Below are 14,867 nucleotides of genomic sequence, written 5' to 3'. Positions count from 1 at the left end.
CTGGTATCATGTTTTGGAAAACGCGAGAGACCGCTTCATGAATGCACAGTCGGTGGCACCGGTAGTTTTGGTCATTCTAGATGGCTGGGGTTATCGCGAGGCCGCGGAGGGCAACGCCGTACTGGCTGCCCGAACCCCCGTCATGGATAGCCTATGGGCTACCTATCCCCATACCCTGCTGCAAGCTTCGGGGCGGGCCGTGGGTTTGCCAGAAGGGCAGATGGGCAACTCCGAGGTGGGCCACCTAACTCTGGGAGCAGGGCGGGTAGTGCCGCAGGAGTTGGTGCGCATTAGCGATGCCATTGAGACGGGATCCCTTTTTCAAGAGCCTCTTTTGGTGGAAGTTTGTCGTCAACTCAAGGGGCGGGGAGGCCGGTTTCATTTCATCGGGCTCTGCTCTGCAGGAGGGGTTCACTCCCACATTGACCACCTCTACGGCCTGCTGAAACTGGCAGCGCAGGTGGGGATCCCTGCTTACGTTCACGCTATCACGGATGGCCGCGATACTCCCCCTTGTGAAGGGGCAACAGTTCTGGCCGCCCTCCAAAAAGAGCTGCAATGGCTGGGCAACGGCGTCATCGCCACCCTGAGCGGCCGCTACTACGCCATGGATCGGGATCGCCGTTGGGAGCGCACCCAGAAGGCCTACGAGGTTATGACGGAAGATGGCCCTGGCTGTGGCCGCAGCGCTGCCGAGGTGATGGCAGACTTTTACGCCCAGGGTATTACCGACGAGTTCATTCCCCCCACTCGTTTGGCGCCGGGAGCAGTAAGGCCGGGAGATGCAGTCATCTTCTTCAACTTCCGCCCGGATCGGGCCCGCCAGCTTACCCAAGCTTTCGTCTGCCCCGACTTTTCCGGTTTCCAGCGCTGCCTTATTCCGGACCTCACCTTCATCACCATGACCCAGTACGATCCCACCTTGCCGGTGCAGGTGCTCTTTAAGCCGCAGAACCTGGATCACCTGGTAGGGCAGGTGGTCAGCGAGGCTGGCCTTAAGCAATTGCGCATTGCCGAAACGGAAAAATACGCCCACGTCACCTACTTCTTCAACGGCGGCCTAGAGCAGCCCTTCCCTGGGGAAGATCGCATCTTGGTTCAAAGCCCGCTGGTGGCCACCTACGACCAAGTGCCGGAGATGTCGGCGAGGAAAGTCACCGACAAGGCTATCGAAGCCATTGCCCGCGGCGAGTACAGCCTGGTGGTGCTGAACTACGCCAACCCCGACATGGTGGGCCACACCGGCAACTTTGAGGCCACGGTGCGGGCTCTGGAAACGGTAGACCACTGCCTGGGTCGCCTGCTGGCGGCAGTGGTAGACGTAGGAGGCACCACCCTCATCGTTGCGGATCACGGCAACGCCGAGCAGATGTGGGACGACCAGGGCAACCCCTGGACCGCTCACACCACCAACCCCGTGCCCTGCATTCTGGTGGAGGGCGAAAAGCGCAAGATCCCGGGCCGCGGTGGCGACGCCAGGCTGCGTTCCGGCGGCACCTTGGCTGATGTCGGACCTACCCTGCTCGAGATCTTGGGCTTGCCGCAGCCCCCAGAGATGACGGGGCAGTCCCTCCTGCAGCCGGCAGCATACACCCTCCTGCAGCGGCAGCCGGCGCCTGTGGGGCGCTAAAACCCGCCCTCCCTTACTCGGCTACTGGGATCCCTTCTTGGATTAGCCAAGCCCTCACCTCCTCCCAGCTGCGGTAGAGAGCCAAAACCCGGGAGCGCTCAGGGTGATAAGGGGCACTAAGGCGCTCTAACTGTAAGAAGCGAGCCTGAGGAGGGATCACCGGCACCTCTGGATCGGGGGGGGTGGGCCGGCGCAGGGAGCTGCTGTAGCCGCGGTAGATGAGCACCAAGTCCGTTTCCCCCTCGCTTTCCACCTCCACCCGCAGCACCTCCTGGGGGTGGGCTTGGCTGTAGCGCTCTAGAGCCAGCGGCCAGGGCAGGGCGCTCATTCTGCCAACTCCCTTTTCTCCTCAGGGGGCCGCAGCCGCCAGACGAAATAGACGCTGTAGAGTAGGTAAGCTACCAAGCCCCAGGCCCCTAGGCTCCCGAGCAGCTCGGGGGGTACATTGGGATGGAAGATCTCCCGAAAGCCCAGCGGCGGCTCAAACCAGGCTCGACACTGCAGCGACAAAGAAGCCTGGAAGGCGCAGGGCACAAAGGCTCCTGAAAAGAAGAACCCGACCCCCATATAGCCAGTCAGGATCCACCGCCAGAGCAAGAAAGCCCGCGCTGCCCAGCTTCTCGACTGCTCGAGGGCGGTGCTCCAATCCCGCCAGAACCAAAGGCTGAGCGGGATCAAAAGCCGTGCTATTGCCCCGCTCAAGAAACTGATGGGCAGGCCGCCAATCATGAGATATACGGTTACCGCCAACAGACTAGACACCCGCCAGTAGGCAATCAGAAGCTGGATCAGGGGCCCCAGCCCCACCGCAAAAGCCCAAACCAAGAGAGCTAGCGGCACCACCACGGTCAGCGCCACAGCTAGGCTGTAGTCCGCCCAAATGGCTTTCAGCAGCCACTCCTGTGGGATCATCCTCTCCTTCTCTCCTTCCTGACCCTAGTATGCCGGGATCTGCAGCAGGATCCCCCAGGGGTACAGAATACTACCCCTCCCCAAGACTTTACGCTGCAGGCTTTTGGAAAGTTTTCCAATTCTCGCCATTGCCCATCCAGGAAGGTGGTAGATTCTTAAAGGAACACCTCGTGGGCCAGCCGTCTTTCTGGAAGGCAGATGGGAGTTTCCTAGGGCCTTGGTTTGGCCTAGTGTGTTAAGCCTAGTGTGTTAAGTATTGTTACTCAGCCATGGTATTTTGGGTTAAGGCCGACCCCTAAGAGGTAGGAATCCCGCTTCCATGTCCCCTTCTTTCAGACTTCTCTCTCACAGTCCCAGCCGCTGGAAGGCAGCCCAGTGGAAGCCCAGGCCCTTGCCTCCCCTAGAGGACGTGCCCCTTTCTCAAAACGATGGGGAAGAGAGGGGTTGCCAAGCTTCGCTGCAGCCAGAGCCAACCTCTCGCGAGGGGACAGTGGGCAGAAGCTATGCGGCACTGCAGTTATGGCTGGCGCTAGTTACCCTTAGCGTGAGCCTGCCCATTGCCCTGGGGTTGGCTTTGGTTTACTCGCCAGGGGTTGCAGGCAACTACTTGCTAGGGGCAATGGTCGGCGTAGTCTATCTGCGCATGCTGGGCCGCAGCGTGGCAGAGCTGGGCAAAACTCGCAGCCGTTTAGGGGTGACGCGCCTGGCTTTGTTTGTTGGGCTGATGGTTTTGGCTGCGAAGGTGAAGTCCCTACAGATTTTGCCCATCTTCTTTGGGTTTATGACGTATAAGGTCACCCTGCTCATCTACCTCGTCCAGACGTTGAGCCGTTTATCTTCCTCTTCCTGATGCTTATGAGCCCGTCCTTCTCCTCGCCTTTTCTCCTAGCAGAGCTTGAGGTTGGCCATCACCTCTACTGGCACCTGGGCAAGTTTACGGTTCACGGCCAGGTTCTGATTACCAGTTGGATTGCCATTGCCCTGATTTTGACGGTGGTGCTGCTGGGCACTCGTCAACTGCAGCGGGAGCCCGCTGGCTTGCAGAACTTTGTTGAGTATGTTTTGGAATTTGTGCAAAGCATTGCCCGTGCCCAGATTGGCGAGAAAAACTTCCGGCCCTGGGTGCCCTATGTTGGCACCTTGTTTCTGTTTATTTTTGTCTCCAACTGGATGGGGAACCTTTTCCCCTGGAAGTTGATCCCGTTGCCGGAAGGGGAGCTGGCTTCTCCCACCAACGACATCAACACCACTGCCGGCTTGGCGCTGCTTACCAGTATCATGTATTTCGTGGCCGGCATCAGCAAGCGGGGGCTGTCCTACTTTAAAAAGTACATCGAGCCCACGCCGGTTCTCTTGCCCATCAACGTTCTGGAGGACTTCACCAAGCCCCTCTCCCTAAGTTTCCGTCTGTTTGGCAACATCTTGGCCGAGGAGCTGGTGATTGCGGTGTTGGTGTTGCTGGTGCCCTTGTTGATCCCGGTGCCGGTGATGATCCTGTTCCTGTTTACCGGAGCCATTCAGGCTTTAATCTTCGCAACCCTCTCGGCGGCTTACATTGGAGAGGCGCTGGAAGGCCATGGGGGTGGGGATCACCACGATTGAGCTGCCGAGGAGTCGGCGAGGGCTGGGGCGCTCAGCTCTCCCCACCTCTTCCGGGGGTTGTTGCCGGGGCTGGGTAAGGTTTGTTGGGGCCGAGGGCCTGTGCCCAGAGGTCGCCGACAAGGGGGCGATCGGCTCGGAGACTCCAGCCAGATCACCTCAAACCAAAGGCGCTGTTGCAGTCGTGCCTACTTCTGTTCTGTAACGACGAGGAGAATCTCACGATGGCTATGGATTCGTTAACCTCTGCTGCCTCTGTTTTGTCTGCTGCTCTGGCTATTGGTTTGGGATCCCTGGGTCCAGGGCTGGGCCAAGGGAATGCTGCTGCTGCGGCCATGGAGGGGCTGGCCCGCCAGCCAGAGGCGGAAGATAAGATCCGCGGCAGCCTGTTGATCAGCCTGGCCTTCATGGAAGCTCTGACCATCTACGGCTTGGTGGTGGCGCTGGTGCTTTTGTTTGCTAACCCCTTCGCCTCCTAGTGCTGTCGTCTCGGGGGCAGTCTGGACAGTCCCTGCCGGCTTGCCCCCTAGTCTTGCTTCAGCTCAGATCTCGTTTCTGTCCCTGAGGCCCCATGCTCTCCTCAGCCCTTTTGGCCGTCGAGGCCGCCGAGAAAAATGGTCTCTTCGACTTGGATGCCACCCTGCCCATCATCGCCATTCAATTTCTGTTGTTGGTAGCCGTGCTTAACTCTCTCTTCTACGAGCCGGTTACTCGGGTTATTGACAGCCGCAACGACTACATCCGCTCCACCCAGGCGGAAGCCCAGGAGCGGTTGGAGAAGGCAGCGGCCCTGGCCCAAGAGTACGAGGCGGAGATTAGCCGAGCTCGCCTGCAGGCGCAGGCCGTGATTGCCGAGGCGGAAGCGGCTGCTGCTCGCATCCGTTTAGAGAAGCTGGCGGCAGCTCAGGCAGAGATCCAAGCCAAGCTGGAAGCGGCGCGGCGGCAGGTTGAGCAGGAAAAGCAAGCAGCCCTTGAACAGCTGCAGCAGCAAGTGGAGGCCATCGCCGCCCAGATTACCGAGAAGTTGCTAGGCAGCGTCCGTTGAGTGGCTGGTTAAACGTTCCTTGGGGAGTAGCTTGTGATGCTGGGGTTTAGCTGGATGCCCGCTTGGCTTTTGGCCGTGGCTGAGCCAGGGATCCTCGAGGCGGTTCTAGAAAGCAACCTCATCAACATCGCCATTATCCTAACTTTGCTGTACCTCTTGGGTCGCCGAGTGGTGGGGGAAGCGCTGGCTAAACGGCGGGAAGGCATCCTCGAGGAGCTGCGGCAGGCGGAGCAGCGCAAGCAGGAAGCCCTCGAGAGGCTGGCGAAGGAACAGCAAAAGCTGGCACAGGCCCAGCAGGAAGCAGAGCGCATTCGCCGTCAGGCGGAAGCTAGCGCAGAGGCCCGCCGTCAGGAGCTGTTGCAGCAGGTGGAGCAGGAGATCGAACGGCTGCGCGCCAAAGCGGCAAGGGATCTCGCCGCCGAGCAGGAGCAAATTCTCCAAGAGCTGCGCCGCCAAATTGTTCGCCAAGCGCTGCGCAAGGTGGAACAGGAGCTGCCGCAACACCTCAATGAGCAGATTCACCATCGCCTCATTGAGCAAGGGATCCAGATGCTTGCCCGCTAGGTGAGTTCAGGAGAAACGGAAACCCATGCTGAACCGGAAAATGGCTCTTAGGGTAGTGGATCCCTACGCCGAGGCCTTGGTTTCTCTGGCTTCTGGACAGGGGTTGCTGGACACCTTTACCGCCGATGTGCGCTTTATTGCCGCTGTTTTGCAGGCCACGCCGGAGCTGGGCCAGTTTCTGGCTAGCCCCCTGGTGAAGACGGAAGCCAAGAAAAACCTTCTGCAGCAGGTGTTTGCCGATCAGATCCACCCGCTGCTGCTCAACGCCCTTCAGCTGTTGACCGACCGCCGCCGCATCATGTTCCTTGGGGCTCTCTGTCAGCGTTTCTTGGAGCTGCAGCGGAAACTGCAAAACATTGTTCTTGCGGAGGTAACCGCCGCAGTGCCCTTGACCGAAGCCCAGCAGCAATCCATCCGGGAGCGGGTAAAGGACTTCACGCAAGCTAGCAGCGTGGAGCTGCAGATTAGCCAAGATCCCACGGTGCTAGGCGGAGTGATCCTCAAGATTGGCTCCCAGGTCATCGACCTCAGCTTGCGCGGCCAGTTGCGCCGGCTGGCGCTGCAGCTAGCTTAAGTTTTGAGATCCCCTTTCCTGAGAGGACTGCCATGCCTACCATTCGCCCAGATGAGATTAGCACCATCATCAAGCAGCAGATCGAGCAGTACAACCGGGAGATGCAGGTCTCCAATGTCGGCACGGTTCTGCAAGTAGGAGACGGCATTGCCCGCATCTATGGCTTGGAGAAGGTGATGGCCAGTGAGCTGCTGGAGTTTGAGGATGGCACGCTGGGCATTGCTCTCAACCTCGAGGAAGACAACGTTGGCGCCGTGCTGATTGGCGACGGCCGTAACATCCAAGAAGGCTCTACCGTCAAGGCCACAGGCAGAATTGCCAGCATTCCCGTAGGGGAAGCCCTGCTGGGCCGCGTGGTCGATCCCTTGTGCAATCCCCTCGACGGCAAAGGGCCGATTCACTGCACCGAGACTCGCCTCATTGAGTCCCCAGCTCCCAGCATCATTGACCGCCGCTCGGTGTATGAGCCGCTCCAGACCGGCATCACCGCCATCGACGCCTTGATCCCCATTGGGCGGGGACAGCGGGAGCTCATTATCGGCGACCGCCAAACGGGTAAGACCACCCTTGCGGTCGACACCATCCTCAACCAAAAAGGACAGGACGTCATTTGCATCTATGTGGCCATCGGCCAGAAGCAAAGCAACATCGCCCAGGTGGTGAACATCCTAACCGAGCGGGGGGCAATGGACTATAGCATCGTGGTGGCTGCTGGCGCCGACAGCCCGGCCCCCCTACAGTGGCTGGCTCCTTACTGCGGGGCCACCATTGCCGAATACTTCATGTACCAAGGCAAGCACACCCTGGTGGTCTACGACGACCTGTCCAAGCAGGCAGTAGCCTACCGCCAGATGTCGCTGCTGTTGCGCCGTCCCCCCGGTCGGGAAGCCTATCCGGGCGATGTGTTCTATCTGCACTCGCGGCTACTGGAACGGGCAGCCAAGCTCAACAGCCAATTGGGCGAGGGATCCATGACCGCCCTGCCAATTGTGGAAACCCAGGCCAATGACGTGTCGGCCTACATTCCCACCAACGTTATCTCCATTACCGACGGCCAGATCTTCCTGGAGTCGGATCTGTTCAACGCTGGCATTCGCCCAGCCATCAACATTGGCATTTCCGTTAGCCGCGTTGGCTCGGCGGCGCAAACCAAGGCCATGAAGAAGGTCGCTGGCTCCCTGAAGGTGGAACTGGCGCAGTATCGGGATCTGGAAGCCTTTGCCCAGTTTGCCTCCGACTTGGATGAGGCCACCCAAAAGCAACTGGCCCGCGGCCAACGGCTGCAGGAGATCCTCAAGCAGCCCCAATATTCGCCCCTGTCTTTGGACCAGCAAGTAGCCATTATCTATGCGGGAACGCAGGGCTACCTGGACGACATCCCGCTAGAGAAGGTCTCCAGCTTCAAGCAGGGCCTGCTGTCCTACTTGAGCACCGCCCATCCCAAATATGGCGAAATCGTCCTCTCCACCAAGCAGCTTACCGAGGAGGCGGAAGAGATCCTAAAAACCGCCATTGCAGAGTTCAAGCAAAGCTTTGTAGCTCAGGCAGCCTAGGGGCAGATCCGACAAGAGAGAGGGTTATGGCCAAGCTAAAGCCAATTCGGGATCGCATCAAGGCAGTGAAGAACACCCGTAAAATCACGGAGGCCATGCGCCTGGTGGCGGCAGCGCGGGTGCGGCGGGCTCAGGAGCAGGTGATGGCTACCCGTCCCTTTGCCAATCGCCTGGCCCAGGTTTTCTATCGGCTGCAGACGCGGCTGCGGCTGGAAAATGTCGAGCTGCCCTTGCTAAAGCAGCGCCCTGTGGCAACAGTGGGCCTGCTAGTGGTGGCTGGGGATCGGGGTCTGTGTGGCCCCTACAACGCCAACGTTATCAAGCGTACTGAAGAGCGAGTGGGCGAGCTGCAGGAAACAGGGCAGCAGGTGCAGCTTTACCTGGTAGGCCGCAAGGCGGTGCAGTACTTTCAGCGGCGCTCTGCCCCTATCGCCAAGACCTACGTGAATCTGCCGCAGATCCCCACTGCCGCTGAAGCCGCTCAAATTGGGGATGAGCTGCTCTCCGCTTTCCTCTCCGAGAAGGTGGATAAGGTGGAGCTCATCTACACCCGCTTTGTCTCGCTGATTAGCTCGCGGCCAGTGGTGCAATCCCTGCTGCCTCTAGACCCTACGCGCCTGGCTGCTCGCGACGACGAGATCTTTAACCTGCTGGTGCGGGGGGGAGAGTTTACCGTCGAGCGCAGCAAGATCGTTGCTCCGGTCTCAGCCCCGCCGCCGGACATGATCTTCGAGCAGGATCCCGTGCAAATCCTGGATGCGCTCCTGCCTCTGTACCTGAACAATCAATTGCTGAGGGCTCTGCAGGAGGCAGCAGCCAGCGAGCTGGCGGCCCGGATGACAGCCATGAGCAATGCCAGCGACAACGCCACTGAGCTTATCCGTACCCTCACCCTTGCCTACAACAAAGCTCGGCAAGCGGCCATTACCCAGGAGATCCTCGAGGTGGTGGCAGGTGCCGAGGCCCTCTAGGTCTCTTCCCGTCCGGAAGAGTACAAGTTACGCTGCCGGGCCATTTGGGAGTTGAGCAGGATGACAGGCAAGAGCCCCACCAAGACCATTGCCAAAGCAGGGGCACCGGCCTCGGCCAGGCGTTCGTCGGCAGCCATGCGGTAGGTGTAAACGGCCAGGGTATCGAAGTTAAAAGGCCGCAGCACCATCGTGGCTGGCAGCTCCTTCATGACATCCACAAACACCAGTAGCATTGCCCCCAAGATCCCGCCTCCCATCAGCGGCAGGTGCACTCGCCACAGGGCGCCCAGGGATCCCTGCCCCAGGCTGCGGGCTGCCTCGTCCAGGCTGGGGGGGATGCGCAGCAGGGTTGCCTCGACGGTGGCTAGAGCCACTGCCAAAAAGCGCACCAAATAGCCAAATACCAGGGCGGCGATGGTGCCGCTCAGAACCAAACCGGGTGGCTGCTGAAAGAGCACCTGCCGCAAGTAGCTCAGCAGTTGATCCAGTCGTCCCAGGGGAATCAGAACTCCCACGGCAATCACCATACCTGGCAGCGCGTAGCCTAAAGAAGACAAGCGCACTGCCAGCCGCAGGCTCCAGGTGGATCCCCGCTGCAGCCGCAGCCCATACAGCACCACCACCGACACCGAAACGGCAATCACCGCTGTGATGGTGGCTAGTAGAAGGCTATTCCGGGCGTAGCTCCAAAAGTGGCGGCCCACCGCTCCCTGGCGCAGCGTCATCTGGAGCAGGATAAGGGCGGGGACGACAAAGCCTAGCCCAACCGGGATCCCACAGGCTAGCCACGCTCCCACCGCTCGGATCCCCTGCAGACGGTAGCGGGCTAGAGCTGGCCTAAGCCCTTGGCGATAGTAGCGCGCCCGCCGGCGCAAGAATTGCTCCAAGCCCATCAGCAGCAACACCCACAGCAACAGCAGCGCCGAGAGCTGAGCTGCTGCCACCGGATTGCCGAGGGCCGTCCAAGTGCGGTAGATGCCGGTGGTAAAGGTATCGACCCCGAAGTAGCTGACGGTGCCGAAATCGTTCAGGGTCTCCATCAACGCTAGGAGGCAGCCAGCCACGATCCCTGGCCGCGCCAAAGGCAAAGCCACCCGGAAAAAGCTAGCCCAGGGCCCGTAGCCTAGGGAACGGCTCACCTCCAAACAGGCCACCGACTGTTCCTGGAAAGCTAGCCGCGCCGAGAGATACACATAGGGGTAAAGAGTCAGCGTCATCAGCAGGATGGCCCCCCCCAGCGAGCGAATGTTGGGGAACCAGTAGTCGCCGATCTCCCAGCCGGTGACCCGCCGTAGCCAGATCTGGAAGCCCCCAGTTACTTGCAAAAAATCGGTGTAGGCATAGGCCAACACATAGGTAGGGGCCGCCAGGGGCAACACCAGCATCCACTCCAGCCAGGCCCGCCCCCAAAACTCGCACATCGTCACCAGCCAGGCGGTGCCGCTGCCCACCAGGATGACTCCCAGCGCCACCCCCGCCATTATCAGCAGGCTGTTGCGCACATATAGCCCCAAGACCGTGTCAACCAGGTGCCCCCAAACCTGCCGCTCGTCGGCAAGGAGGCTGAGCAGCACTGTTAGCGTGGGAATCAAAATTAAGCCCGTCAAGGCTACGGTCAGCAACGTCCAGCCGCTGAACCATCGCCTCCAAGCGCTCTTGAATTTAGCCAAGCTAGCTTTCCCATCAACTGCAATGGCAATTCCTGAGAGCTGGCAAAAATCTGATCTAGCCATACCGGGGAGCCAAGAAGAAGGCTCTCGGCAACCCCGGCATTTTGGGTGAACCTAGCCCTTACCGCCAACCAGCCCGATCCATGACTTTCAGGGCCTCGGGGGTAACGCGGCCAATGCTGGCGGCGTTGATCGTGTCTTCCTTGAAGGTGCCAAAGCTGGCCACCACCGAGTCGATCTCCGCCCCCCGCAGCACCGGGTACTCGTTGTTGCTCTGGGCAAAGATGGCCTGCGCCTCCGGGCCGGAGAGAAACTCCAGAAACTGGATGGCAGCCTCTTTATTGGGAGCGGTTTTCAGAATGCCGGCGCCGCTGATGTTGACGTGAGTGCCGCGATCCTTTTGGTTGGGGAAGAAGACACCGATTTTCGCTGCTACAGCGCGATCTTCTGGATTGTCGGATTTGATCAAACGCGCCAGATAGTAGGTGTTGGCCAGGGCCACGTCTCCTACGCCAGCAGCTACGGCTTTGATTTGATCAATATCTCCCCCCTCCGGCGGGCGCGCAAAGTTGGCCACCAAGCCCCGCGCCCACTTTTCCGTCTCCGGGATCCCGTGCGCCAAGATGATCGAAGCCGTCAGAGACTGGCTGTACACATTGCTGGAGGAGCGAGTGAGCACCTTGCCCCGCCACTTGGGGTTAGCGAGATCCTCATAGGTGGACAGCTCCTTGGGATCCACCTTGTCCTTGTTGTACATGATTACTCGCGCCCGCTTGGTCAGGCCGAACCAGTAGCCTTCCGGATCCCGCAGGGATTCTGGGATGTTTTTAGCGAGCGTCTCCGACTGGATAGGTTGAAACAAGCCTTCGTTTTGAGCCCGCCACAGCCGGGCCGCATCCACTGTCATGAAAATATCAGCGGGGCTGTTGGCTCCCTCGCTGCGGAGGCGCTGGAGAATCTCGTCGGCGTTGCCCTGCACCCAGTTTACCCTAATGCCCGTTTTCTGTCTGAACAGTTCGTATAGTTTTTCATCTGTGCTGTAGTGCCGAGAGGTGTAGAGGTTGACCTCCCGGTTGGCGCCGCGAGCCGAACGCCCCAGCGAGCCTACTGTCAAGGCTACCGATCCCAACACAGCTGCGTTAACCAACTGCCGTCGCGATAAGCGCATACCCAACTCCTAAACTCAAAAAAATCTCAGGAAAAGCTGCTGCCCTGATTCCGTCAGCAGCAAGGGATCTAGCCCTAGAAGCGGACCAACCCTTCCAAATCCTGCTTTTCTAGACCAAGCTTATTGAGAGTCTGTATCAGTAGCTTCGCCCTAGGCAATGATAGGGGATCTCAAGTACTGAGTCAAGCTCTTAGGAGCTATTCTCACCAAGCAGATTAAAGTTGCGGCAGGTGGGGCAGGTGGAGCGTAAAGGTTGTCCAGCCGGCGGCGCTGCTGACCTCGATGGATCCGCGCAACTGATCCACCATCTGTTTCACCAAGGCCAGGCCTAGACCCGTGCCCCCTTCCTTCCAGGGATCATTGCTGGGAATGCGGTAAAAGCGCTCAAAGATGCGCGTGAGCTCCTCGGCAGGGATCTCTTGACTATTGCTGACCTGGATGCGGCTTCGACAATTTTCCGTTTCGATCTGCAAGCGGATGGATCCCTGGGGTGGGGTGTATTTCACCGCATTGTGCAGCAACTCGCGCAGGATTCGCCCTAAGAGCAAGGGATCCGTTGTGATGGTGCTTTCTAGGGGGACGCTGGCTTGAAAGCTCTGCCCCTTGGCGCGGGCCCGCTCTTCGGTAACGGTCAGCAGATCCCCCAGCAGCTCCCGCCAGGTGAGGGCTTGGATGTTCAGGGCATAGGCCCCGGCTTGTAGCCGCTGCAGATCCAGCAGGTCGTTGATGAGCTCGATTTCCCGCTGGCATTCCCGCTCGGCAATAGCCAGGTATTGGGCTCGCTTCTCCTCAGAGGGAGCTATCTGCAGCATTTTGAGAGCCATCCTTAGGCTAGTGAGGGGAGTGCGCAGCTCGTGGCTGACGGTGCTGATGAAGTCGTCTTTCAATTGGTTGAGGCGCTCTAGAGCTTGCACCTGCTCTTGGGCAGCTTGGAACAAGCGCGCCTGGCGCAGCCCAATGGCACATTGGTTGGCCACCTGCTGGATAAGTCGGATCTCCTGGTCGTCGAAAGGACGCCGAGCCGATCGAAAGATCCACAGATCCCCCAGGACTTGGCCTTTATCTAGCAAGGGACAAGCCATCACTACTTGGCGGTCTTCCAGGGCTTTCCCTGAAAAGCAAAATAGACAAGACTGCCCCCTGAGCAGTTGTCGATGAACGTCTCCGTAAGGGCCTCTCTGCAAAGGTACAGAGAGGTTTAGGTAAGACTTCGAGCGGGGGCAATACTCGTAGCGGATGGTGGCAAGGGTGAAATCGGCGTTGTAAAGGCTGATATCGCAGCCATCGGCATCTAGACTTTCTCCCAGCTCGCGCACGGCAGCGCTGAGGATCTCAGCTTCGTCGAGAGAATCGCGCACGCGGTTGGTAATGCTTCTTAGGAGAGCCTCAAATTGCAAAGCCCGCTCTAGCTCCGCAGTGCGCTGCCGCACTTTTTCTTCTAGCGTTTGGTTTAGAGCTTTTACCTGCTCGTACAACTGAGCCTGTTGCAACGCGATAGCCAACTGGTCGGTCAGCTTCTGCAAAAGCTCAATTTCCCACTCCTGCCACGGGCGGCTGGATTGGCAGTGCTGCGCCACCAAGAGGCCCCAAAGGTCTTCACCCCGTCGGATTGGGATCACCAAGTTGGCCTGGGCCTGGAAAGATTCCAAGAGCTGCCGATAGCAAGGATCCAAACTGGCGGTCGCCACATTTTCGATGGCTTGCACAAAGCCCTGCTGGTACTTGCGATGGCAGGGATCCTGGCGAAAGCAAGCATCCCACACGGAGCGGCCCAAGTGGCTGGGCCAGGGATCCAGCACTGACTCAGCGGCCACAAACCCCCCTGCCCCCTCCTGCAACTGGTAGATCATTACCCGATCCACCTGGAGAAACTCCCGCACCTCGGCAGTGGTTGTTTGCAAAATAACTGGCAGGTCTAGAGCTTGTCGGATCCGCCGCAGCAAAGCCCCTAGTAGTCGCTCCCGCTCTGCTTCTTGCAGCAACAGATCCTGAGCCTGCTTAAGAGGCGTTATGTCCACAACAACGCCACAGACGGCATAGGGATCCCCCTGGCAATCTCGCAGGGCAAATTTGGTAACCCACTGGCTCAATTGCTTGCCATTGCGGGAAAAAATCCGCTCGTAGCTGACAGGATCCGGAGATTGGAGAGCTTTCTGATCCTGCTCTCGGAACTCGCGGGCCTCTTCGGGAGTGAAAAGCTCATCATCCAGCTTGCCAATAAGTTCTCCTAGCTCAAAACCTCTCTGTTGTAGATAAAACCTGTTGGCGTGAAGATAGCGCCCCCCCAGGTCTTTGAGGAAGATGGAAAAGGGGATGCTGTCCAGAATAGCTCTAAGGCGAGCCTCACTTGCTTGTAGAGCCAGCTCCACCTCTTTTTGCTCAGTGATGTCTTCCGTAACACCTACAAAGCGGATGATTTCTTGCCGCTCATTAAAAATAGGCTGACAGGAAGTGCGTAACCAGCGCAGGCTGCCATCTCGATGGAAGATGCGGTAGGTGATTGGCTGCTCCCCTCGAATAACTCGAGGAAGAGATCGAAGAACACGGGGCAGATCTTCAGGGTGAAGCCTTTCTTTCCAAAGATCCGGTTTTTGATAAAACTCCTCCGGTGTGTATCCCCAGATGCTTTGACACTGGGGGCTTTTGTAGAGAACTTGGCTGAGATCTGCGGAACAGACGAAGAAATTCACCGGCACAGCCTCGGCCATTTCCCGAAAGCGGGCTTCGCTTTCCCGCAAAGCTAGTTCCACCTGCTTTTGTTGGGTAATGTCGCGGCTGCTGCACACAATCCCCTGCACTACAGGATCCTGCAAAAGGTTGGTGCAGCGGCTCTCCAGCCACACCCAATGGCCATCGGCGTGCTGGGCCTGATAGACAAAGCTGAGCGTCTCGCCTGGGCTAGCTCTTAGGCGCTGGAAAGCGTTGACAACAGCCTGTCGATCTTCAGGGTGGATCCACTCCCAAGGCAGCGGCTCTCCCTCTTCAAGACAGCGCCCTAGGATCCTCTTAGCCGCCGGTGGGTTAAGGCAATGCAACCGGTCCTGGCCGTCAATTCGGCACAAGATCTCATGGCTGTTGTTGATGAAGGCGCGAAAGCGCTCCTGCTGCTCTACTAGCTCTTGTTGCATAGGTATAGCGCTCTTCTCCCTGAACGAGCTCTTTCCCCTCGTACTTGACAACT

General features: G+C 58.9%; 14 protein-coding genes. 9 read left to right on the top strand and 5 right to left on the bottom strand.

Annotation, left to right across the window (positions count from 1 at the left end; translation table 11 throughout):
* Positions 1 to 37 precede the first annotated feature (37 nt).
* Complete coding sequence (gpmI, locus tag NW860_RS01780) at positions 38 to 1,630, top strand: 2,3-bisphosphoglycerate-independent phosphoglycerate mutase (protein ID WP_414512038.1); 1,593 nt, start codon at positions 38 to 40, stop codon at positions 1,628 to 1,630.
* A gap of 13 nt (positions 1,631 to 1,643) precedes the next feature.
* Here the strand turns inward: gpmI and NW860_RS01775 are convergent, their stop codons facing one another.
* Complete coding sequence (locus NW860_RS01775; protein WP_414410379.1) at positions 1,644 to 1,958, bottom strand: hypothetical protein; 315 nt, start codon at positions 1,956 to 1,958, stop codon at positions 1,644 to 1,646.
* Positions 1,955 to 2,542 carry a DUF3177 family protein gene (locus tag NW860_RS01770; RefSeq protein ID WP_414512036.1) on the bottom strand — a complete coding sequence of 196 codons (588 nt, stop codon included), beginning with the start codon at positions 2,540 to 2,542 and terminating at the stop codon, positions 1,955 to 1,957. Before NW860_RS01770 ends, NW860_RS01775 begins: the two co-directional genes overlap by 4 nt.
* A 319-nt stretch (positions 2,543 to 2,861) precedes the next feature.
* Between NW860_RS01770 and NW860_RS01765 the strand changes: the two genes are divergently transcribed.
* From NW860_RS01765 to NW860_RS01730, 8 genes are all read left to right on the top strand, one after another.
* A complete protein-coding gene (locus NW860_RS01765) occupies positions 2,862 to 3,392 on the top strand; it encodes a hypothetical protein (RefSeq protein WP_414395702.1) in 531 nt (176 codons plus the stop codon).
* A gap of 5 nt (positions 3,393 to 3,397) precedes the next feature.
* Positions 3,398 to 4,144, top strand: coding sequence for a F0F1 ATP synthase subunit A (atpB, locus tag NW860_RS01760; RefSeq protein WP_414395700.1), 747 nt, complete (start codon positions 3,398 to 3,400; stop codon positions 4,142 to 4,144).
* Between the two features lie 227 nt (positions 4,145 to 4,371).
* On the top strand, positions 4,372 to 4,620 hold the full coding sequence (gene atpE, locus NW860_RS01755; RefSeq protein WP_414395918.1) for an ATP synthase F0 subunit C: 249 nt from the start codon (positions 4,372 to 4,374) through the stop codon (positions 4,618 to 4,620).
* Positions 4,621 to 4,712: 92 nt separating this feature from the next.
* The gene (locus NW860_RS01750; protein ID WP_414395699.1) at positions 4,713 to 5,186 is read left to right on the top strand and encodes a F0F1 ATP synthase subunit B'; all 474 of its coding nucleotides are present in this window, start codon (positions 4,713 to 4,715) and stop codon (positions 5,184 to 5,186) included.
* 36 nt (positions 5,187 to 5,222) lie between these two features.
* A complete protein-coding gene (locus NW860_RS01745) occupies positions 5,223 to 5,750 on the top strand; it encodes a F0F1 ATP synthase subunit B (RefSeq protein ID WP_414512033.1) in 528 nt (175 codons plus the stop codon).
* A gap of 25 nt (positions 5,751 to 5,775) precedes the next feature.
* Positions 5,776 to 6,324: an ATP synthase F1 subunit delta gene (atpH, locus tag NW860_RS01740; protein ID WP_414395695.1), complete on the top strand. Its 549-nt coding sequence runs from the start codon at positions 5,776 to 5,778 to the stop codon at positions 6,322 to 6,324.
* A 32-nt stretch (positions 6,325 to 6,356) separates the two neighbouring features.
* Entirely contained in the window at positions 6,357 to 7,877 is a 1,521-nt protein-coding gene (atpA, locus tag NW860_RS01735) for a F0F1 ATP synthase subunit alpha (protein ID WP_414411699.1), read from the top strand.
* 26 nt (positions 7,878 to 7,903) lie between these two features.
* Positions 7,904 to 8,848 (top strand): F0F1 ATP synthase subunit gamma, encoded by a 945-nt coding sequence (locus tag NW860_RS01730; protein WP_414410373.1) that lies wholly within the window; start codon positions 7,904 to 7,906, stop codon positions 8,846 to 8,848.
* On the opposite strand, the gene NW860_RS01725 is transcribed toward NW860_RS01730, so the two are convergent.
* The 3 genes from NW860_RS01725 to NW860_RS01715 form a co-directional block, all read right to left on the bottom strand.
* Positions 8,845 to 10,518 carry an ABC transporter permease gene (locus NW860_RS01725; RefSeq protein WP_414512030.1) on the bottom strand — a complete coding sequence of 558 codons (1,674 nt, stop codon included), beginning with the start codon at positions 10,516 to 10,518 and terminating at the stop codon, positions 8,845 to 8,847. The two genes, NW860_RS01730 and NW860_RS01725, sit on opposite strands and share 4 nt — an antisense overlap.
* Positions 10,519 to 10,639: 121 nt before the next feature.
* Positions 10,640 to 11,686 carry a Fe(3+) ABC transporter substrate-binding protein gene (locus tag NW860_RS01720; protein WP_414512028.1) on the bottom strand — a complete coding sequence of 349 codons (1,047 nt, stop codon included), beginning with the start codon at positions 11,684 to 11,686 and terminating at the stop codon, positions 10,640 to 10,642.
* Between the two features lie 215 nt (positions 11,687 to 11,901).
* Positions 11,902 to 14,814, bottom strand: coding sequence for a PAS domain S-box protein (locus tag NW860_RS01715; RefSeq protein WP_414512026.1), 2,913 nt, complete (start codon positions 14,812 to 14,814; stop codon positions 11,902 to 11,904).
* Between the last annotated feature and the right edge of the window lie 53 nt (positions 14,815 to 14,867).

Origin of the sequence: Synechococcus sp. F70.1, from assembly GCF_047502745.1 — a bacterium.
Lineage (GTDB): Bacteria > Cyanobacteriota > Cyanobacteriia > Thermostichales > Thermostichaceae > Thermostichus.
This window is presented reverse-complemented; position numbering and strand designations above follow the sequence as displayed.

What these genes read in the sequence shown, in the direction of transcription:
- gpmI (WP_414512038.1), top strand. Translation starts at nt 38, where the DNA reads ATGAATGCACAGTCGGTGGCACCGGTAGTTTTGGTCATTCTAGATGGC.
- NW860_RS01775 (WP_414410379.1), bottom strand. Translation starts at nt 1,958, where the DNA reads ATGAGCGCCCTGCCCTGGCCGCTGGCTCTAGAGCGCTACAGCCAAGCC.
- NW860_RS01770 (WP_414512036.1), bottom strand. Translation starts at nt 2,542, where the DNA reads ATGATCCCACAGGAGTGGCTGCTGAAAGCCATTTGGGCGGACTACAGC.
- NW860_RS01765 (WP_414395702.1), top strand. Translation starts at nt 2,862, where the DNA reads ATGTCCCCTTCTTTCAGACTTCTCTCTCACAGTCCCAGCCGCTGGAAG.
- atpB (WP_414395700.1), top strand. Translation starts at nt 3,398, where the DNA reads ATGAGCCCGTCCTTCTCCTCGCCTTTTCTCCTAGCAGAGCTTGAGGTT.
- atpE (WP_414395918.1), top strand. Translation starts at nt 4,372, where the DNA reads ATGGATTCGTTAACCTCTGCTGCCTCTGTTTTGTCTGCTGCTCTGGCT.
- NW860_RS01750 (WP_414395699.1), top strand. Translation starts at nt 4,713, where the DNA reads ATGCTCTCCTCAGCCCTTTTGGCCGTCGAGGCCGCCGAGAAAAATGGT.
- NW860_RS01745 (WP_414512033.1), top strand. Translation starts at nt 5,223, where the DNA reads ATGCTGGGGTTTAGCTGGATGCCCGCTTGGCTTTTGGCCGTGGCTGAG.
- atpH (WP_414395695.1), top strand. Translation starts at nt 5,776, where the DNA reads ATGCTGAACCGGAAAATGGCTCTTAGGGTAGTGGATCCCTACGCCGAG.
- atpA (WP_414411699.1), top strand. Translation starts at nt 6,357, where the DNA reads ATGCCTACCATTCGCCCAGATGAGATTAGCACCATCATCAAGCAGCAG.
- NW860_RS01730 (WP_414410373.1), top strand. Translation starts at nt 7,904, where the DNA reads ATGGCCAAGCTAAAGCCAATTCGGGATCGCATCAAGGCAGTGAAGAAC.
- NW860_RS01720 (WP_414512028.1), bottom strand. Translation starts at nt 11,686, where the DNA reads ATGCGCTTATCGCGACGGCAGTTGGTTAACGCAGCTGTGTTGGGATCG.
- NW860_RS01715 (WP_414512026.1), bottom strand. Translation starts at nt 14,814, where the DNA reads ATGCAACAAGAGCTAGTAGAGCAGCAGGAGCGCTTTCGCGCCTTCATC.